General features: G+C 63.4%; 15 protein-coding genes. 9 read left to right on the top strand and 6 right to left on the bottom strand.

The window, feature by feature from the left end; genetic code table 11:
- Nucleotides 1-17 precede the first annotated feature (17 nt).
- The 6 genes from KI610_RS07205 to KI610_RS07180 all read left to right on the top strand — a co-directional run bounded on the left by KI610_RS07205 (nucleotide 18) and on the right by KI610_RS07180 (nucleotide 6,566).
- Nucleotides 18-2,660: a bifunctional diguanylate cyclase/phosphodiesterase gene (locus KI610_RS07205; protein ID WP_226497979.1), complete on the top strand. Its 2,643-nt coding sequence runs from the start codon at nucleotides 18-20 to the stop codon at nucleotides 2,658-2,660.
- A gap of 255 nt (nucleotides 2,661-2,915) precedes the next feature.
- Nucleotides 2,916-3,839, top strand: coding sequence for a hypothetical protein (locus tag KI610_RS07200; RefSeq protein WP_226497978.1), 924 nt, complete (start codon nucleotides 2,916-2,918; stop codon nucleotides 3,837-3,839).
- 24 nt (nucleotides 3,840-3,863) lie between these two features.
- A complete protein-coding gene (locus tag KI610_RS07195) occupies nucleotides 3,864-4,511 on the top strand; it encodes a toll/interleukin-1 receptor domain-containing protein (RefSeq protein WP_226497977.1) in 648 nt (215 codons plus the stop codon).
- Between the two features lies 1 nt (nucleotide 4,512).
- Nucleotides 4,513-5,022 (top strand): hypothetical protein, encoded by a 510-nt coding sequence (locus KI610_RS07190; RefSeq protein ID WP_226497976.1) that lies wholly within the window; start codon nucleotides 4,513-4,515, stop codon nucleotides 5,020-5,022.
- 68 nt (nucleotides 5,023-5,090) lie between these two features.
- Complete coding sequence (locus tag KI610_RS07185) at nucleotides 5,091-5,675, top strand: DinB family protein (protein ID WP_226497975.1); 585 nt, start codon at nucleotides 5,091-5,093, stop codon at nucleotides 5,673-5,675.
- A 78-nt stretch (nucleotides 5,676-5,753) separates the two neighbouring features.
- Nucleotides 5,754-6,566 (top strand): hypothetical protein, encoded by an 813-nt coding sequence (locus tag KI610_RS07180; RefSeq protein WP_404827481.1) that lies wholly within the window; start codon nucleotides 5,754-5,756, stop codon nucleotides 6,564-6,566.
- A gap of 15 nt (nucleotides 6,567-6,581) precedes the next feature.
- Here KI610_RS07180 and KI610_RS07175 read toward each other — a convergent pair whose 3' ends face one another.
- On the bottom strand, nucleotides 6,582-7,916 hold the full coding sequence (locus tag KI610_RS07175) for an EAL and HDOD domain-containing protein (RefSeq protein ID WP_226497973.1): 1,335 nt from the start codon (nucleotides 7,914-7,916) through the stop codon (nucleotides 6,582-6,584).
- A 308-nt stretch (nucleotides 7,917-8,224) separates the two neighbouring features.
- Between KI610_RS07175 and KI610_RS07170 the strand changes: the two genes are divergently transcribed.
- Entirely contained in the window at nucleotides 8,225-8,845 is a 621-nt protein-coding gene (locus KI610_RS07170; protein ID WP_226497972.1) for a ferritin-like domain-containing protein, read from the top strand.
- A gap of 33 nt (nucleotides 8,846-8,878) precedes the next feature.
- Here the strand turns inward: KI610_RS07170 and KI610_RS07165 are convergent, their stop codons facing one another.
- Entirely contained in the window at nucleotides 8,879-10,516 is a 1,638-nt protein-coding gene (locus tag KI610_RS07165; RefSeq protein ID WP_226497971.1) for a hypothetical protein, read from the bottom strand.
- 63 nt (nucleotides 10,517-10,579) lie between these two features.
- Here KI610_RS07165 and KI610_RS07160 point away from each other — a divergent pair, with 63 nt between their 5' ends.
- Nucleotides 10,580-11,371, top strand: a complete 792-nt coding sequence (locus KI610_RS07160) for a hypothetical protein (protein ID WP_226497970.1) — start codon at nucleotides 10,580-10,582, stop codon at nucleotides 11,369-11,371.
- 32 nt (nucleotides 11,372-11,403) lie between these two features.
- Here KI610_RS07160 and KI610_RS07155 read toward each other — a convergent pair whose 3' ends face one another.
- Complete coding sequence (locus KI610_RS07155; RefSeq protein ID WP_226497969.1) at nucleotides 11,404-12,507, bottom strand: ATP-binding protein; 1,104 nt, start codon at nucleotides 12,505-12,507, stop codon at nucleotides 11,404-11,406.
- Nucleotides 12,500-13,651, bottom strand: a complete 1,152-nt coding sequence (nosP, locus tag KI610_RS07150; protein ID WP_226497968.1) for a nitric oxide-sensing protein NosP — start codon at nucleotides 13,649-13,651, stop codon at nucleotides 12,500-12,502. Before nosP ends, KI610_RS07155 begins: the two co-directional genes overlap by 8 nt.
- Nucleotides 13,652-13,881: 230 nt before the next feature.
- Between nosP and miaA the strand changes: the two genes are divergently transcribed.
- Entirely contained in the window at nucleotides 13,882-14,826 is a 945-nt protein-coding gene (gene miaA, locus KI610_RS07145) for a tRNA (adenosine(37)-N6)-dimethylallyltransferase MiaA (RefSeq protein ID WP_226497967.1), read from the top strand.
- 74 nt (nucleotides 14,827-14,900) lie between these two features.
- Here miaA and KI610_RS07140 read toward each other — a convergent pair whose 3' ends face one another.
- Together KI610_RS07140 and KI610_RS07135 are read right to left on the bottom strand one after the other, a co-directional pair.
- Nucleotides 14,901-17,939: an efflux RND transporter permease subunit gene (locus KI610_RS07140; RefSeq protein ID WP_226497966.1), complete on the bottom strand. Its 3,039-nt coding sequence runs from the start codon at nucleotides 17,937-17,939 to the stop codon at nucleotides 14,901-14,903.
- On the bottom strand, nucleotides 17,936-19,087 hold the full coding sequence (locus KI610_RS07135; RefSeq protein WP_226497965.1) for an efflux RND transporter periplasmic adaptor subunit: 1,152 nt from the start codon (nucleotides 19,085-19,087) through the stop codon (nucleotides 17,936-17,938). The genes KI610_RS07140 and KI610_RS07135 overlap by 4 nt, the downstream gene beginning before the upstream one ends.
- Between the last annotated feature and the right edge of the window lie 61 nt (nucleotides 19,088-19,148).

Raw genomic sequence — 19,148 nt, 5'->3', positions numbered from 1 at the left:
AACGTCGCAATGTCCTGATGGCCTTGGGGCTCCTTGCCCTGCTGACCTATATCGGGCTCATTGTCGGCGGCCTGAAAGTCTCGCTCGACCGCGAAAACGAGTTTGCCCTGCGCAACCTCGACAATCTGGCGCGCGTACTGGAGGCACACGCCCACAACACTGTGGACAAGATCGACACCGTGCTGCTGGCCAGCCAGTTGCGCCTGAACACCACGCTGGCCGGCGAATCGGGCGACGCTGCCGCGATCAACACCGCGCTGGCCAGCTATCTGGCACTGATCGCCAGCGAATCGCAAAGCCTGCGCGTGGCCAACGCCGATGGCAACTTCACGCATGACGCCTCGGGCAAGATCGCCAGCGTCCATATTCGCGACCGCGACTACTTCCGGCGCAATCGCGACGGTGCTCGCGCCCTGGTCGTCTCCGAGCCGCTGTTTGCCAAGATCACCAGCAACTGGGTGATCACGCTGAGCCGCCGCCTCGACGACCGGCAAGGCCAATTCGCCGGCCTCGTCCAGGCAGCGGTACGTGCCGATCATTTCCAGGAATTCTTCACCAGCCTCAAGCTCGGTGCCGGCCAGAGCATCGCTTTGATCGACCGCGAACGCCGGCTGATCGCCCGTTACCCGGCCGCCCCCGAACGCCAGGGTACCGTCCTCGAAAACACCCCGCTGACAACCCAGATCGCCAACAAGCTGGCGTATGGCAATTTCACCCATCGCTCGTCGGTTGACGGCATCGAGCGCCTCTATGTCGCTCGTCAGGTCGGCCACTACCCGTTGTACGTGGTGGTTGGCCACGCACCGAGCGACTATCTGGCCAACTGGTACCAGCAAGTCATGTGGTCAGTCCTCAGCATTCTTTTGCTGGCCTTCGTTCTCGCCGGCTGGATCGTCGTCTGGCTGCGCACCTACGACCGGGCGCGGGTGCTGGCACAAGACATGACCCGGGCCTACGAGAACACCACGCGGCAAACCCGCGCCCTCCTCGACAGCCTGCCCGACCCGGCCTGGCTGAGCGACCGCGCGCAACGCCTGATCGCCGTCAACGACGCCTACGCGCGGGCCTGTGGCCAGCCGGCCGACACCCTGCCGGGGCAGACGGTAGCCGCCATCTGGCCGGCCGAAGCGGCCGAATCGCTGACCCGGCAGGACGCCCTGGCGCTGACCGAACAACGGCAACAGCGGCGGACCGATACCCAGCAACTGGCCGACGGCGAGACCCGTCATTTCGAGTTCATCTCCACCCCGGTCCTCGACGAACGCGGCGAACTGGCCGGTGTCGCCGGCGTCGCCCGCGACATCACGCAACTGCACGAAGACCAGGAGCGCATCCGCTACCTGGCCGAACATGACCAGCTGACCCAGCTCCCCAATCGCGGCATGCTGGCCGATCTGATGTCGCAGGCACTGGCCCTGACTTTCGGCACCCAGGCCGAGGTCGCCCTGATGTTCCTCGACCTCGACCATTTCAAGAACGTGAACGACACGCTCGGCCACGAGATCGGCGACCAGTTGCTGCGCGAGGCGGCCCAGCGCCTGCGCAGCAGCCTCGATGCGCGCGACACGGTGAGCCGGCAGGGCGGCGACGAATTCGCCATCCTGATCCAGGGCTATGGCTCGCCCTCGCGTCTGGCCAGCATCGCCCAGCGACTGATCGACGCACTGGGCGAGCCCTTCATGGTGGCCGGGCACGAATTGCGCGTCGGCGCCAGCATCGGCATCAGCACCTACCCGGAGGATGGCCAGGACATCGGCAGCCTGCTCAAGAACGCCGACACGGCGATGTACCAGGCCAAGGCCGCCGGTGGCAATGCCTACCGTTTCTTCATGCCCGAGATGAACACCCGCATCTCCGAACGGGTGATGCTGGAAAACTGCCTGCGCCGGGCGCAGCGCGGCCAGGACATCTACCTCAATTACCAGCCGCAGGTCGACGCCCAAAGCGGCCGGCTGATCGGACTCGAAGCGCTGGTCCGCTGGAACCACCCGGAAAAAGGCAATATCCCTCCTTCGCGCTTCATCCCCATCGCCGAGGAAAGCAACCTGATCAACCAGATCGGCGACTGGGTACTGCGCGAAGCCTGTCGGCAAAACCGCCAATGGCAGGAGCAGGGCCTGCCGCCCGTGGTCATGGCGGTCAACCTGTCCGCCGTTCAGTTACGCCAGGCCAACCTCGCCCAACGCATCATCGCCATCCTCGCCGAAACCGGTCTGGAGCCCTGCTGGCTCGAGCTGGAAGTCACCGAAAGCGCCTTCATCCACGACACCGACCGCATCGTCGCCGTGCTCGACGAACTGAGCGCCCTGGGCATCAAGTTGTCGATCGACGATTTCGGCACCGGCTACTCCAGCCTCGCCTACCTCAAGCGCCTGCCCTTCGACCGCATCAAGATCGACCAGTCCTTCGTCCGCGAACTGCCGGGCGACACCGACGACGTCGCCATCGTCCGGGCCATCATCGCCATCGCCGACAGTCTGCAAAAGGAAGTCATTGCCGAAGGCGTCGAGGAACGCCCCCAAGCCGACTTCCTGCTCGACCACGGCTGCCGCCTGATGCAGGGCTACCACTTTGGCCGCCCGACCACGGCTGCCGCCATCGAAGGCGTGTTGCAACGGGGCGGATACCTCCCGATGCGGGCAGTCGACAACGTCGATTGATTCCCTGGGCATCAAGGGGCAGAGGGAGTTTCATCGCCCCCCGTTCACCGCAAAGTGCAATCCCACGGTCAACCGGAAATATTGGCCAAAAACGAAATCCTGCACTGTCGCGAGCTTCCGCCGCCATGCCAACAACATGCTTGCATCCACTGCTAAAACTTCGTAGGCTCCTGATCAGCCCTCCGTTTTCCGGGGGGAAGCGCTCCATGAAGGCCGGCAGCTTCGCCGGCAGATTTTCGACGGCAGGAGGCATCCATGCTCAATCTGTTTTCCGTCTCTGCTTTTGGGCGCCGCAATGCATGGCGGCTGTTTTTTGCGCTTGTGGTCTTGGCCGGGCTGAATGCCTGCGGAAAATCCGGCGCCCCGCTCGAAACACCTGTGGAAACAGCGCCACCTCCTCCCCCGCCACCAGCCGCCGCAGCAAGACCGGCCCCGGCGCCTGCGCCGGTAACGCTGCCGCCCCCGCCGCCCAGACCGGCTGCTGCGAATGGCGGCGGAATTCCACGCGAGACCGGGTCTGGCGGCTTCGGCAGTCTGGTGAAGCCGGCGCCAGATCAGGTCACAGGCGACGCTGCGCCGTCGATTCCGCAGTTCGACTGGCCGCCGCCCAAGGCTTCCGCCGAGGAGTCGATTCCCGACAAATGGCTGCGCACCGGCTCGACGACCCGCCTGGCCAATGTCGCCGACAAGTTCGAGAAGGCCCTGCGCCTGGCCCATTACGAACAGCGGAGTTATTACGCCGTGCCGCGTGGTTTTGCGCTGGCGACGCAGCTCGAGCAGATCAAGGCCGATGGCACGCCGATGCCCGGGGCGGATCGCTGGAAGATCGGCACGCCGTCGGTGAACAATCTGTCGCTGGCAAACTTCATCAAGGCCTTGGCCAAGGCGCCGGCCGGCAATTACCGGGCGATTGTTTTCGTCGTCACCGACGCCCCTTGGGTGCAGTCCACCACGGCGCCGAGCGACGACAAGATCAAGGGCTGGGCCGGTGGCGGGGCGCACACGCTACCGGCATCGATTGGCGCCCTGCCCTATGGCGACGACTATCGCGCCCGCGCCCTGATTTACGAGTTCAAAAAGGGCAAGTCCGGCCCGGCGAAAACCCTGCTGCCCAGTGCAGTGTCGGGTGAAACGCATCTCGACAAGGGGGGCATCTGGGAACCCTTGAGCATCCTGTGAAACCCGGCGCGGCGCGAGGCTTTCATGGCTAATCCGGTCTTCATCAGCTACCGGCGCAGCGACACGACGGGTGAGGCCGGGCGGCTGGCCGATTCGCTGGAAAACCTGCTCGGTGCTGCCTGCGTCTTTCGCGATGCCGACGATATTCCGGCCGGCGAGGATTTCGCCGTATTTTTGCAGCGCGAGCTGGCCGGGACCGAAGTGGCCGTCGTCCTAATCGGCAAGAAATGGCTGGCCGAACTGAACAGCCGACTCAACAAGCCCGAGCCCGACTTCGTCCGCATCGAGATCGCCACCGCGCTAAAACTCGGCAAGCGGGTCATCCCGGTTTTGCTCCAGGGCGCCGAGCTGCCGAGTGCGGCATCCTTGCCCGACGACCTGCGCGCCCTGGTCAATCGTCAGGCCATCAACCTGCGCGATGAGGCGTGGACAGCCGATGCCGGCCGTCTCGCCGATGCCATCGGCCGTCCCTATGCCTGGCGACTGTTGGCACTGCGCGCCGCGATTTTTGTCGTCGTCGTCGTGATCGCCACCAAATACGCCATCGGCACCCTGGCCCCGAATGCCGACAACCAGCTCGAACTGGCACGTGGCGTCATCGTCAGCCTGCTGGCGCTCTTTGCCGGCGTTGAAGGTTTCCTGTGGTGGAAACGAAAAAAGCGGGTGGCGTAATTTGACGCGGCAAATCGCCACCCTGCTGCTCTGGCTGTCCGGCGCGCTGGCGCTCGGCCTTTTCGTCGCCATGGCCGTCCACTCAGCGCCACTGACGCCCGGCATTCCGGCGCTGCAATTCACCTTTGATGAGACATCCTTCAAAGCCATTCTCGACCAGTGGGGCCCGGATGGCGTCGACCTTTTCCGCCGCCATTTCCACATCGACTTCCCGGTCCTCGCCAGCTACGGCCTGTTCGGTTACCTGCTCGCCCGCTACGGCTGCCTTTTCCGGCAACTCGACCGAACGACCCGACGCCTTTCCAGCTGGACCTTGCCCGGCGCCGCAGGGCTCGATGCCATTGAAAACCTGCTCCACCTCCAGTTGATTTCCGAGCCGGCAACCCACGCCCCGGCCCTCTACCTGATCGCCGGACTGGTGGCCACGGGCAAATGGCTGCTCATCGCCAATTTCATGGCCGGCACGCTTTACCTGCTGGTCGCCAAATGGCGCTACGGCTGCGAGAAATGACCTCGGCCATGGACTCTCACGGTCAACCGGAAATTTTGGTCAAAATTGAAAAGACCAGCCTTCCTGCCATGACCACTACCACCCAACTCGCCCCGCCCGGCGCCGGCCTGCCGACCCTCGAACGCTGGATTTCCCGCACATTGCTTCAAGCCTTGCGGACTTTTTTAAGCAAGGATGCGCTGACCCGCTGGCTGCGCCGGGAGACCGAAACCATCCTCGCCCTGGCCGCCAGCCTGCCTCCGGCGCTGGCCAGCCAGCCAGTCATCGTGCCGCGCGTCACCGGGCTGGAAGACAGCAGCCGTGGCTGGTCGGCCAACATGGTGCTGCAGCATCTGGTCATCGTCGACACCGGCATCCGCCAACTGGCCAAAGCCCTGGCCGACGGCAACAGCTTCGGCCGCGAGCTGCGCATCGCCGAGGTCAAACCCGAACTCACTGCCGGAGCCGAACAGCACGCCCAGCTGCGCGCGGCGGTCGACGATTACGCCCGGCTGATCGACCGCCTCGGCGATTTGCGCAGCCCCCTGCGCCACGCCCATCCGTGGTTCGGCCAGCTCGACCTGCGCGGCTGGCATGCCCTGGCCGCCATGCACACCCTGGCCCATCGTCGTCAGATGCAACACATCGTCGCCCGGCAACAGCCCGGAAACTAGCTTTCCCGGCTCAGGCAAGCGCACAAAACCACACATCGTTACAGCCAACCATCGGCTGCGCCGCCTAAAATACCGGCGATGTTCGTGTCCCATCCCTCTCCTGCCCGGCGAGCACCGCTTTTCGCGTTTGCTGCCTCGCTCCTGATCCACGCCCTGATCCTGATGATCCCCCGGCATGATCCGGACGAAGCCTCAAGTCCACCGCGCATGGAAGCCCGCCTGCGCAAGCCGGTGTCGACCGAAACGGCGAGCGCTCCCGAGGCACGCCAGAAGCCGGCGAAAATCAAGCCGGAACGCCCGCGCCTGCTGACCACCAACAAGCCGGGCAAAACCTCGGTCGCCAGCGCACCGCAATGGACGGCGGCCGAAAAGGCGGACATGAACCGCTTTCTCGACGAGCTCGACAACAACGCCAAATCCGCCCCCAAACCGACGCTGGCCCAGCGTTCAAAAGCCATGGCCCGCGAGGAAGCGTGGAAGCAGGCGCGGGAAGAATCAGCCGGCAGCGCCCTGCTCGACCTGCGCCCCAACGCCGCGCCGCCCGACCCGTTCAGCCTCGAAATGTATCTCGAAGGCCTGCTCAAACGCCTCAATCGCAGCGCCAGCTTCGTCAAGAACGACCCGCGCGCCAAGGGCATGCGGCCTGCTTCCATCGAGTTCAAGATCAATCCGGACGGCTCGATGAAGTCCTTCAGGGTCGTCAATGCCGGCGATCAGGCCGACGAGATCGCCTTCGTCAAGGCCGTCGTCGAACGCTCGGTTCCCTTCTCGCCCTTCCCGGTCGATCTCGACCGGGCGGCCCGCTCGCTGACCATGCGCATCTGCATCAATCCGGCTGGCTCGGGCGAAGGCGGCTTCGGCTTTACGCGAGCCAGTGGGCGGGCCTGCTGAGCCTCGCCGTCCGGTTCACTTGGTCAGATTGACCGCTTCCTCCGCCCAGCCAATCGCTTCGACTGAAGCCGACTCGATGGCTTCGAGCGCATAGCCCAGCTGTTCGGCCAGACGCGCGACGTTCTGGACACGGCCCTTTTCGACGGCGATGCTCAGCATCAGGTAGCGCGCCAACGGGCCGCTGCTGTCGAGCAAGGCTTCGCTCAGCGCCGGCAACAGATTGAGCTTGCTGACCACCGCGCTCATCGGCAGGCCGAGCAGGCTGTCGAGCAGCGAAAGCAGGCCGAGCAGGAAGAACTCATCGCACTCCAGCTTGCTGTGCTTCTCCTGACCGAGCAGTTCGAGGAAACGCCCGCGCGCCAGGGCCAGTTCGAGCAGCACCTCGTCGCGCGGCGAGCCGGCGCCAGCGCGGAACATCCCGATCGACAGCCAGCGGTAGAGCTGTTCCCGGCCGAGCACCATGATCGCCTGATCAATGCTGGTCACCGGCTGCGCCAACCCGGCCATCGGCGAGTTGGCCATGGCCATCACCTTGACGATGACGCCCGGGTCGCGTTTGGCAATCTGGGCGATGTCGGCCAGCTCGGCGTCCTTGCGCAGCTGGTTGAGCATTTCGATCAGGACCAGCTGGCTCTGGCCGATTTCCTTGGCCTGCTGCTCCTCGTCCGGCTCGGTGGTAAATGTGCCGAGGCAATAGGCGATGCCATGCGAAACGCAATAGCGATGCTCCGGCCAGCGCCTGACCTTGTCGGCGATGAGTTCAAGGCCCGGCTTTTCCTGGCGCAGGGTGCGCAGCAGAACCTCGAGGCTGGACAAGGAAAGCGCCGAAAAATCGAGGAGCAGATAATCGGCGTGTTCGAGGATCGTTTGCCGATGCGTCACGATGTCACCGGCGGCCAGTGCGATCCTCGCCCCGGCGCCATGAATGGCGGCGGCAACCGCGTTCCAGTCGTCGGATACCCTGGCGCCATCGGGCAGAGCGAGCAGAAAGGTCGTCATCGGGCCGATCAGCGGCGTGTAGTCCTGGCGCGTCCAGTCATCGTGGGTCAGGGGAATCAGCGCCAGACGCCGAACAGCAAAGGCCGCGACGTTGCTGGCGGTGAGGATTTCCAGCGTCGCCGAGGCGTCGGCGAGCAGTTCGGAATCCGGCCGGCGAGCTGAAAAACGGTAGCCGGCTATGCGTGTCCGGGCATCGATGATCTCGTCTCGCAACAGAACCACCGGCGGAGCCTTGCGGACGGCTACCGCTGGCGCCGAATTAACCGGGACATCGGGCGACGAACTGCCGCCTTTGCTGGGTGCAGTCTCTCCGCCACCCATGCCGAAAACGCGTTTGATGAAACCGAACATGATGCCAAGCCCCGAGATGAAGAAATCGGCGGCCAGGCCAGTGTTGCCCGAAAAAACCGATTTAACAGAGACATTATATTCATCAAATCGGCGGACAAATGGCGACACGGCAATTAGCCATTTTTCCCTTCGGCTTCCGCCACCACAGCGCCAAGAGAGCGCCATGACATGCGGCAATTTGACACATTCCGAATGTATTAGATTTTCCTTATGATCGCCCGGCCTGGCACCCCGTCCAGTCCGTCAGACAGGCTGTGCGGGGGTATTGAGGCGCCAATTCAATAATAAATTCTTCAGGGGGTAACACATTGAACGCGTTCAGAATTTTCATTTCCGCACTGGCCATCTACATCACCGGCACCGCGGTCGCGCAAGCCCAGAGCTATTCGTCCGAGGCAATCGACAGCCTGCGCTACATGATCGAGGAAGAAAAGCTGGCCGGTGACGTGTACCGCTCGTTCGGCTTCCTCTACCCGACAATCATGCCGTTCAAGAATATCCCCCGATCGGAAGACATGCATGTGGCTACGCTGGTTGGTCAAGCCAACGCCATCGGGCTTGATGTCAGCGACCTGACCTCGCTCGCCGCCGGCCAGTTCCAGAATCCGGCGCTGCAATCGCTCTACCTGAACCTGGTGGCGCAAGGCAGCACCTCGAGCTTTGCCGCGCTGACCGTCGGCAAGAATATCGAATTGCTCGACATCGCCGACCTGACTGCAGCCAGGGCCCTTATCCCAACGGACTCGCCCCTTTACGCGTCCTATGGAAGCCTGATGAATGCCTCCTACAACCACCTGAATGCGTTCAATACCTGGCTGGCCAGGACGCCAGTACCGGCAGTTCCGGAACCGGAAACCTACGCCATGCTGCTGGCCGGCCTGGCCATCGTCGGCGGCGTCGCCCGGCGCAACCAGCGCGCCATCAACTGAAGCCAAGTCCGCCGCCAAGCGACGGACAACTGATCATGGCGCAGCTTGGTTTGCGCCATCTTTTTTTCCGGCTGACCAGGCATCCGGAGGCGAGCCGGCTCCGCCAGCCGCATCGACAAGCGCCTCGAAAGCCCGGTCAGCATCGCGGCGGCGGTGAATTTCGATCACCCTGACCTGCTCAAGGGTAGGGCCGAAAACAGCTTTCAGATGTTCGCGTTCCGTCGTTTCATCGACCACCAGCACCAGCCTTTGCGGCGGCAGGCGCTTGGCCAGTTGCTGCAGTTCAAACTCGCAGCCCAGCCGCGCTGCGCTGATGCCGCGCACGTCCATGATCACGACGTCGGCGCGCAACATTAGTTCGATGACGGTGGCCTGCCAGGTCGAGTCGCGGCAGCAGAATTCGTTGATGCGGAAACGCCCGTCAGGATCGGGGGCCAGATCGAGCCTCGCCAGCTTGGCGTCGAGACTGGCGCGCGAGGTGACGAAGAGGTCATCAATACGTCCGGTCAACCAGCGCAGATAGTCGCCGGGATCGATGGTGCGGGCGGTGACATCGGGCGCCGCGATCGTGGTGACCGGGCCAAGCAGACGCCAGCGCGACGCGACGCGGTCGAACAAGCGCTCGGTGCGGGCGGTGTAGCCGAACACGCGGAGCAGGAGGAGCGTTGGCGCCGGTTTCGCTGCCGCCAATTTAGCCACACCCAGCCAGCGCATGACCCAATGATTGACCAGCGGAAAGAGGACAATCTCGCCAACGACCAGCAGCAGCGCGAAGGTCGGGCGCTCGCGACCGGCCAGGATGTCGAAACCGATGGTGACGACGAGCATGAGCCACCAGGTGCGGGCCAGCAACTGGGCGTCGGAAAAGCGCTTGGCTTCGTAATCGGCGGCAAGTTTGCCCAGCCGCAACCAGGCCAGCCAGCCGACCGGCAGGGCAATGAGCATGAAAACGCCATTCAGCCCCAGCGTATATACCCACGGTGTGCCGACCTCGGTGGCGGCGAGCACGGCAGTCAGGCGGGAGCCGGCAAAGGGCGCCGCGGCGAAGACCAGCACGGCGGCGAAGGTGATCGGCACGACGCCGCGCAGCCGGGTTGGCCAGGACAGCAGCCAGAATAGCCCGGCCATCCACAGCTGGTTCCAGGCGATATCGAAGAACAACGGGACGAGGCCGAGAATTTTCCAGCTCAGGGGCCGGCCGAGCAGGCTACGTTCGATGATGCCGGCGAGCAGGCAGAGCGCCGCGAAGCTCAGCATCATGACGACAAAGGCGATAACCATGCGCCATGGCGGCCAGGCCAGCGAGACGGCAATCATCGGCAAGGCGGCAATCATGTAGCTGCAGGTCAGCGCCAGCGCATAGGTCGGCGAGGCGCTCATTTTGCCGGCGACCATGTAGGCCACAGCCATCGGCAGGCTGCAAATGGCCGTGGTCAGCAACCAGGCGGCGGCGACGCGTTGGCGCATCGCCTGCTCGCGGGCGGCGATGTCGCCGTCGGCCAGCACGGCCCGGCCCGGCGCACGCTCAGCCGGCAGAGGCAAAAATGCGGAATCGCCGCGCCGCATGCCGCCCAGGATGGCCAGCCGGTAACGCCAGAGGACGAACAGCGCGACAACCACCGTGACCAGCACGCTGTTGATGAAATGCACACTCGGTTCGCCGCCATGCATCGCTCGCTCCTCTCGGGCCGAATTGGAGTAGCCTACGCCCAATGTCATATTCAGGAAACTGTCATGACCACCCAGCGCCCCGACACAACCAGACACCCCGCCGGCTGGCGCGAGCCCTGGCGCTTCCTGCTGGCGACCGTAGCGATCACCCTGCTCTACCTTGGCATTCAGGCATTCTGGATGTGGGGCGCGGCCGAACTGGCCCACATCGGCTGGACGGTCAACGACCCGGCCCGAACCTACGCCGACGAAGCGGCCACCATCGCCGAAAAATCACGGACACGCGAGCTCGGACTCGACCCGCACTTTCCCCGGCGTGTCTTTCTGCTCGGTTTTGAATACGGCTACTTGAGCCAGTGGCTGGGCGGCTACGGGCAACAGCCCGACGACATCATGGCGCAGTTGGCACGGCCGGTCGAAGCACACATTCGCCGCCTCGACGAAACCGCCACTCTGCTCGGTGTCGCCCCGGTCAGCCGTTTGCCGGTGCGCACCGCGGCCGATTTCAGCGGTCTGACCCAGCGCATCGAAGATGACCCGAGCGGGGTTGCCGGGCGTATCGAGCTGGCCGGCTCACCACGCCTGCGCCATCTTTTCCTGCTCGCCGCCCATGTTGGCACGATGAGTGCGGCGCTCGAATCGCCACCGGGCGACGTCATGCCGATTCCCGCCACCCAGTTGATCGGCATGCACGCGACGCTGGCGGGTGTTCCTGAAGCGCAGTGGCGGCCACTCAGCCGGGTTTCACGCGGCACGCGGGAAGCAATTCAGGGCGACTACCAGGCCGCCGTCACCTATCTGGAAACTGCACTGGCCGACACTCCGGCGCCAGGCGGCGCCCGGCAAACACCGTGAATCCTTGTCGGCCGTCGGAAGCGTAGCCGGATTCACACCGCCGGACTTGCCTCAGGTTGGCGAGCCGGGAGCCAGACGGTAAAGGTTGTTCCCTGCCCTGGCTGACTGGCAACATCGATCTTGCCGCCGTGTTTTTCGATAATGCCGTAGGAGACGGAAAGGCCTAGGCCGGTGCCCTTGCCGACCGGCTTGGTGGTGAAGAAGGGGTCGAAAATGCGCGCCACGATGTCGGGCGGAATACCGCTGCCAGTATCGCTGACAGAAAACCATACCTGGTCGTCGACGCAGCCGCTCTTCAGCGTGATCCTGCCCTTCTGATCAATGGCCTGGGCTGCGTTGACCAGAAGGTTCATGAAGACCTGATTGATCTGCGATGGCCGGCATTCGACCAGGGGCAGCGTACCGTAGTCGCGCACGACGTCGGCCTTGTACTTGATCTCGTTGGAGACGACGTTGAGGGTACTCTCCAGACCGGCATGGAGATCAACCCATTCCATATCAACTTCACCGGTCCGCGAGAAATCACGCAAATCCTGGACGATCCGGCGAACCCGGGTGGTGCCGTCGATCGATTCAGTAATCAGGCATCCGATGTCTTCGCGCAGGAAATCGAGGTCGGCCTTGCGCTTCAGTTCCTCAAGGTTTTTCTTGACCACCAAATCATTGGCGAGCAGCGGTTCGACTGTGGTCGAGACATCCTCGATCAGCTTGATCAATTTGTCGACATAGCCTTTGAGCGTACCCAGATTGGAATTGACGAAACCGATCGGATTGTTGATTTCGTGGGCCACGCCGGCCGCGAGCTGACCGATCGAGGCGAGTTTTTCCGACTGGTGCAACTGGTTGTGAGCCTCTTCCAGTTTGAGGATCAGGATGCGCTGCTCCTCCTTTTCGCTTTGCAGCGCCTGATTGACCCGCTCGTTCTCGCGCAGCGCCGCCTCCAGTTGCTGGGTCCGCTCACGGACCTGGTTTTCCAGGGCCACGCCCGACTGGAATGCACTGAAATCCGAGACTTTGGCGCTCATGTCGCGCTCCGCCCGGTTCATCAGAGCGGTCACTATCTTGTTGAGGCGAACGACTTCGCGCTGCAGCGCTGCTTCCTGCGGCGAGGCGTTGGCGGCGACCGGATCAGTCATGCTTGCTCTCGGCAGCAGAGCCAATGGCAATGCCGGTAAAGGTCTGGTTGACGTGGACGCCGCCAAATTGTTCGCCATAGGTGCTGAAGCCGACCGTGTTGTTGCGCTGGAACAGGTCGCCAATTTTCCCCTTGAGTTGCTTCTGGGTAATTTCCAGATTGCGCAGGATGCAGTCGCAGCCAAGCGTCAGCGCTGGCTGCCCGATTTCCTCACGGAGATTGTCAAAAGTCTGCTCCAGGTTGGCGTAGATGTCGCCGCCGCGCGCCACGCGCAAGACCAGCCCTTCCTCGATGGCGCAAAAGAAGGTCAGGGTGCCATCCGGGTTGGCTTTCTGGATTGAGCGGACGTAGTCGGTACCGTCGAGGACGACCACCACCGGGGTGGCAGCAAAGTGCTCCGGGGTGAGACTGTCGACCGTCACGCCAAGCACCCGGGCATATTCCTCGGCGGCCGGCAGGCCATTGATTTCCTTGACGATGCGCTGAGTAGCATCGGCTTCGGTAACCACCAGCCGTTCGTTTTCGCTGGTGAAATGCTGAGTCTTGAAAATACGGATCGGAAGAGGCGTGCTGACCAGTAGCAAAACGGCGCTGTTGTCGCGGAAAGCGCCGTCCTGGAAGACCTTGGTATTGGCGAACTTAAGATCATCGCCGGCCGATCCTCCGCACAGGTGAATGCTCCCCAGGGCCGCCTGCAAGGCACGTACGACGGGCTCCTCGCGCACCGACAGACCATCGATCAGGAGCAGCGCAAAGGCTCTGTTCCCCTTCGAAACGTGCTTGTCCAGTTGCTGCAGGAGCCCTTGCACAAACACCTGGCCCTGGGCGATTTCGAAATTCTTCAGGTCGGGAAGGCAGCCGGCAGCGACTGTACCGGCGGCTGCGGCGAAACTGACACCGGACAGGCTCTGGGCACGGTAGCCGGCAGAGCCGATTTCGCCGGCCGTGGTGCAACCAATCACGGGTACGCTGCCAAACAGCTGGTTCAGTTCGTCGGCCAGGGCATCGAGGTCATAGTCGCTGGAGCAGAAAAAAATGACCATCGACATGTCGGGCTGCTCGACCCCGGCATGAAATTCCCGTGCCGCCTGCCGCGCATCAGTGGCACAGGAATGGGTGGTACGAAAGGGAGATTCGGTAGCCATGTTGTCTCCATGCTCCTCATGTTTTTTCTTCGCCGCTGCAGGTAGCGCAGCCGTTCTGATTATCCGGACTGCGACAGCGCTGTCCACTCATCATCCATTTTTAGCAAAAATAACCAGAAACAGCAAAATCAGTGTTTTGTGAGACCGGTTCAATTCGCTGCCTCCAGCCTATCCTGACCTGGCTATTGCCCGGAGATGGAACGGCACCGGGCGTGCTAGCATTCGCCGCCATGAACTCACCCCGCTTGCCGCCTGCCATCCTGATCATGGGTCCGACCGCGTCGGGCAAGACGGCGGTTGCCATGGCGCTGGCCGACCGCTTTCCGGTCGAGCTGATCAGCGTTGATTCGGCCCAGGTTTTCCGCGACATGGATGTCGGCACCGCCAAGCCGGACCGCAAAACGCTGGCCCGCTACCCGCACCGCCTGATCGACCTCATCTCGCCGGAGGAAAGCTACTCCGCCGCCCGTTTTCGCGCCGATGCGCTGGCCGCGATGGACGAGATCACCAAGGCCGGCAAGGTCCCTGTGCTGGTTGGCGGCACGATGTTGTATTTCCGCGCCCTGCTGCACGGCCTGGCCGACCTGCCGCAGGCCGACGCCGCGCTGCGTGCTGAAATCGATGCCGAAGCAGCGGCCGAGGGCTGGCCGGCGATGCACGCCAAGCTGGCCGAGCTCGACCCGGCGACCGCCGCCCGGCTCCACACGACCGACAGCCAGCGCCTGCAACGCGCCCTGGAAATCTGCCGGCTGACCGGCCGGCCGATGTCAGAATTGCTGGCCGCAAGCGAAAAACAGAAGCCACCCTACGATTTGCTCTCCATCGGCCTGCTGCCCTCCGACCGCGCCGTGCTGCACGAGCGCATCGCCCGCCGTTTCGACGAAATGCTGCTGGCCGGACTGGACGACGAAGTGCGCCTGCTCCGCCAAAAATACGCGCTGAGCCTCAATCTGCCCTCGATGCGCTGCGTCGGCTACCGGCAGACTTGGGAGGCGCAGGACGGCACTCTGCCACTCAAGGAACTGCGCGACCGCGGCATTTTCGCGACACGCCAACTGGCCAAACGCCAGATCACCTGGCTGACCAATTCCTTCGAAGCCGAGAATTTCGATTGCCTGAACCCGATGCTGACCGAGCAGGTGGCCGAGCGCACCGCGCGCTTCCTGGCGGCCTGAACGGCGGACTGCTACGGTCAACCGGAAAAAACGCCAAAAAACGAAATATCCGCTCGGCCGTGCGAGGCCGCCCGTCAGGCTTCGATCTGCTCCTTGCGCGCTGCCAGTAGTGAATACACCGTCGGCACCACGAACAGCGTGAAGAAGGTGCCGAGCAGCAGGCCGCCGACGATGACCCAGCCGATCTGCTGCCGCGACTCGGCGCCCGCCCCGGTACTGAAGGCCAGCGGCACGGCGCCGAGCACCATGGCGCCAGTCGTCATCAAAATCGGCCGCAGGCGCAGGAAGGATGACTCGATGACCGCCTCCTTGATCGTCATGCCCTTTTCCTGCAACTGGTTGGCGAATTCGACGATCAGGATGCCGTGCTTGGTGATCAGGCCGACCAACGTAACCAGGCCGATCTGGCTGTAAACGTTGAGCGTGCCGCCGCTCAGCCAGAGGGCGAGGAGCGCGCCGGCCATCGACAGCGGCACGGTCAGCATGATGATGAAGGGGTCGCGGAAGCTCTCGAACTGGGCGGCCAGCACCAGGTAAATGAAAGCCAGCGCCAGGCCGAAGGTGAAGGCCAGCGACGACGACGATTGCCGGAATTCACGCGACTGGCCGTTGTAGTCGGCGGCGTAGCCCGGTTTCAGCACCTGGTTGGCAACGCCATCCATGAAAGTCAGCGCCTCGCCTAGCGTGTAGCCCGGCGCCAGATTGGCGGTAATCGTCACGGCGCGGCGCTGGCCGAAGTGGTTCAGTTCGCGCGGGCTGATCGTCTCTTTGACATCGACCAGATTTTCCAGCGAAATCATGGCGCCATCGCGGCCCCGCACGTAGATGTCACGGATGTCCTCGGGATTGCGCCGCTCGACTTCGGCAACCTGGACGATCACGTCGTATTGCTCGCCATCGCGCTTGAAACGCGTGACCTGCCGGCCTCCGAGGAAAGTTTCCAGCGTCCGCCCGATGGTCTCGACCGGCACGCCCATGTCGGCCGCCTTGTCACGCTTGACGTCGACCGACAGCTCGGGTTTGTTGAGCTTGAGGTCGGTATCGACGTTGGTCAGCGACGGGTTCTTCGCCACTTCGGCCAGGATCTCGCCGGTCACTTTCTGCAGTTCCTCGTAGGGCGCGGCGGTGACGACGACGAAATTGACCGGCCGCTCACGCGGGCTCTGGCCGAGCGACGGCGGCGTGATCGGGAAGGCCATGACACCGGGAATGCTGCCGAATTTGGGGAACAGCTCCTTGGCGATTTCCGGCGAACGACGGCTGCGATCGTTCCAGTCGGTCAGGCCGAGAATGGAAATCCCCTGGCTCACCGTCGGGTTGCCGGCCACGACGAAATAACGTTCGGCATCCTTGGTCTGGCTGTAAATGGCCTCGATCTGGCGCGCATATTTCTCGGTGTAATCGAGCGTCGCGCCTTCGGGCCCGAGGAACATGCCGAAAATGATGCCGCGATCCTCGACCGGCGCCAGTTCGGACTTGAGCGCCTTGAGCAGAACGCCGCAGGAGGCAGCGACGAGGACGAAACCGACGAGCACGATCCAGCGGCGGTTGAGCGAAGCGGTCAGCACTCGCTTGTAGCCGGCGTTGAGCCAGTTCAGGAAGCCTTCAACCATCAGGAAGACCTTGCCGTGCTTTTCCTCGTGCTTGAGCAGGACCGAGCACATCATCGGCGACAGGGTCAGCGCGACGAAACCGGAGACCAGTACGGCGCCGGCCAGGGTAAGGGCGAATTCGATGAACAGTTTGCCGGTGCGCCCGGTCATGAACGCCACCGGGGCATAGACCGCGGCCAGCGTCAGCGTCATGGCGACCACCGCGAAGCCGATTTCCTTCGAACCCTGCAGCGCCGCCTGCATGCGCGGCATGCCCTCCTCGATGTGACGGAAGATGTTCTCCAGCATGACGATGGCGTCATCGACGACGAGGCCGATAGCCAGGACCAGCGCGAGCAGGGTCAGCGTATTGATCGTGAAACCAAGCGCAAACATGATGCCGAAGGCACCGATCAGCGACACCGGGATGGTGACCAGCGGAATCAGCGTCGCCCGAACATTGCGCAGGAAGAAGAAGATGATGGCGAGCACGAGCAGGATGGCCTCGCCGATGGTCTTGAACACCGACTCGATCGAGCGGTCGATGAACACTGACGAATCGTAGGACAGATTGGCGCTCATGCCTTCCGGCAGTTCGCTGGTGATTTTCGGCAACTCGGCACGCAGCGCTTTCGACAGTTCGAGCGGGTTAGCCGTCGCCTGCTTGATGACGCCGAGGGCCACAGCCGAGCGCCCTTTGAAACGCACGGAGCTACGCTCCGATGCGGCCCCGATCTCGACCCGACCAAGATCGTTGATACGGATCGGATAGCCGTTCACCGTCTTGACGATGACCGCCCCGAATTCCTCGGTCGTCTTGAGGTCGGTATTGGCCACCACGGAAAACTCGCGTTCGCGGCTTTCGATACGGCCGGCCGGCACCTCGACATTCTGCTTGCGCAAGGCATCCTCGACATCGGCCGGCGTCAGCTGGTAAGCCGCCAGCCGCTGCTTGTCGAGCCAGATGCGCATGGCGAACTTGCGGTCGCCGAAAACGCGCACATCGGCCGCGCCGGGCAAGGTCTGCAGGCGCGGCTTGACGATGCGCGTGGCGACGTCGGTCACTTCCAGCGCCGAATGTTTGTCGGATGAAAAAGCGATCCAGATCACCGGATTGGCATCGGCCTCGACCTTGGCGATGACCGGCTCGTCGACCTCATCCGGCAGTTTGTTACGGACGCGGGAAACCCGGTCGCGGACATCGGAAGCCGCCGAATCGGGCGCTCGTTCGAGCTTGAAGCGCACCGAAATCTGGCTGCTTTCGGCCCGCGAAATGGAAGTGATCACTTCCACACCTTCGATCCCGGCCAGCGAATCCTCCAGCGGTTTGGTTACCTGCGACTCGATGATCTCGGCCGAGGCGCCGCGATAGTTCGTGTTGACCGTGACCACCGGTTCATCGATCTTTGGGTACTCGCGCACCGGCAGCCGGTCGTAGGAAACGATGCCGAGCAGCATGATGACCAGCGACAGCACGGTCGCGAAGACCGGCCGCTTGATGCAGATCTCGGAAACTTTCATTTGCCGGCCGCCGTCCCGCCTACCGCCGCCTGCGGCGCCGCAGCTGGCGTGCCTTCACCAACCGGACGCACCGCAGCACCTTCGCGCAGCTTCAACTGGCCGGCCGTCACGACCAGATCGCCAGCCGCCAATCCTTCCACGACTTCAACCTGCGCCGTCCGCCGCACCCCAAGCTTGACCTTGACCAGGCTGACCTTGCCGTCGACCACCTTGAACACCGCCGGGTGACCGCCCGGCACGATGGCCTGTTCGGGCACCATGAGCACGGCCTTGCGCTCGCCGAAGAGTAGACGAACGCGAACGAACATGCCGGGCCGCAGCTTGCCCTTGGCGTTGTCGAGCCGGGCGCGGGCTGAAATCGAGCGGCCGTTCTGATCGACCAGCGGGTCAATGGCGTCGAGCACGGCCTTGAAGCGCTCGCTGGGCAGAGCATCGCTCACCACCTCGACGCTCTGACCCTTGCTGATGCGGCCGAGATAGTTTTCCGGCAGCTTGAAATCGACGCGCAAGGTGGCGACATCCTCGATGTTGATGAGATCCTGACCGTCCTTGAGGTAATCGCCGACGCTGACATTGCGCAGGCCGACCATGCCGGTGAATGGCGCCTTGATGCGCATCCTGGCGGCCTTGGCCTCGGCCAGCTGAACGGCGGCCTCCTGCACCTTGAGCGTTGCTGACGAGCTGTCGAGTGCCTGCTGGCTCAGGAATTTCTTGCCGACCAGTTCAACGTTGCGCTCATAGCTGCTTTTGGCCAATGCCAGATTGGCCCGGGCCTGCAGCAATTCGGCGTCCTGGATCGCTGCATCGAAGACAACCAGCACCGTTCCCTTGGCCACGATGGCGCCATCCTTGAAACCAATGGAGGCCACGCGCCCGGCTATTTCGGGGCGCAGCACGACGGATTCGTTCGATTTCAGGGTACCGACTGCGGCCACATCATCAGCAAAATCGCTGGCCACCACCCGGGCCACCTCCACCGCCGTCGGAAAGCTGGCCGGAGCTCCACCTGCTGCCGGCTTGGCCGGAGCCCCGTTCGGCGCGACTGGTCCGGCGGCCGGGGCGCGGTTGGCGGTGTAGGCGTAGTAGCCCAGGCCAGCCATACCAGCAAGTGCGATGGCGATGATTCCGAAACGGGTATTTTTGTTCATGGCATTCGGCAAAGGTTCGAACTGACCGGGCAGTCAGCAATAGCCGGAATTGTAACGAACC

It is taken from the genome of Ferribacterium limneticum, from assembly GCF_020510565.1.
Taxonomy (GTDB): Bacteria; Pseudomonadota; Gammaproteobacteria; order Burkholderiales; family Rhodocyclaceae; genus Azonexus; species Azonexus limneticus_B.
Note: the sequence above shows the minus strand (reverse complement) of the source record. Positions and strands in the feature narration are given on the sequence as shown.

What these genes read in the sequence shown, in the direction of transcription:
- KI610_RS07205 (WP_226497979.1), top strand. Translation starts at nt 18, where the DNA reads ATGGCCTTGGGGCTCCTTGCCCTGCTGACCTATATCGGGCTCATTGTC.
- KI610_RS07200 (WP_226497978.1), top strand. Translation starts at nt 2,916, where the DNA reads ATGCTCAATCTGTTTTCCGTCTCTGCTTTTGGGCGCCGCAATGCATGG.
- KI610_RS07195 (WP_226497977.1), top strand. Translation starts at nt 3,864, where the DNA reads ATGGCTAATCCGGTCTTCATCAGCTACCGGCGCAGCGACACGACGGGT.
- KI610_RS07185 (WP_226497975.1), top strand. Translation starts at nt 5,091, where the DNA reads ATGACCACTACCACCCAACTCGCCCCGCCCGGCGCCGGCCTGCCGACC.
- KI610_RS07180 (WP_404827481.1), top strand. Translation starts at nt 5,754, where the DNA reads ATGTTCGTGTCCCATCCCTCTCCTGCCCGGCGAGCACCGCTTTTCGCG.
- KI610_RS07175 (WP_226497973.1), bottom strand. Translation starts at nt 7,916, where the DNA reads ATGTTCGGTTTCATCAAACGCGTTTTCGGCATGGGTGGCGGAGAGACT.
- KI610_RS07165 (WP_226497971.1), bottom strand. Translation starts at nt 10,516, where the DNA reads ATGCATGGCGGCGAACCGAGTGTGCATTTCATCAACAGCGTGCTGGTC.
- KI610_RS07160 (WP_226497970.1), top strand. Translation starts at nt 10,580, where the DNA reads ATGACCACCCAGCGCCCCGACACAACCAGACACCCCGCCGGCTGGCGC.
- KI610_RS07155 (WP_226497969.1), bottom strand. Translation starts at nt 12,507, where the DNA reads ATGACTGATCCGGTCGCCGCCAACGCCTCGCCGCAGGAAGCAGCGCTG.
- nosP (WP_226497968.1), bottom strand. Translation starts at nt 13,651, where the DNA reads ATGGCTACCGAATCTCCCTTTCGTACCACCCATTCCTGTGCCACTGAT.
- miaA (WP_226497967.1), top strand. Translation starts at nt 13,882, where the DNA reads ATGAACTCACCCCGCTTGCCGCCTGCCATCCTGATCATGGGTCCGACC.
- KI610_RS07140 (WP_226497966.1), bottom strand. Translation starts at nt 17,939, where the DNA reads ATGAAAGTTTCCGAGATCTGCATCAAGCGGCCGGTCTTCGCGACCGTG.
- KI610_RS07135 (WP_226497965.1), bottom strand. Translation starts at nt 19,087, where the DNA reads ATGAACAAAAATACCCGTTTCGGAATCATCGCCATCGCACTTGCTGGT.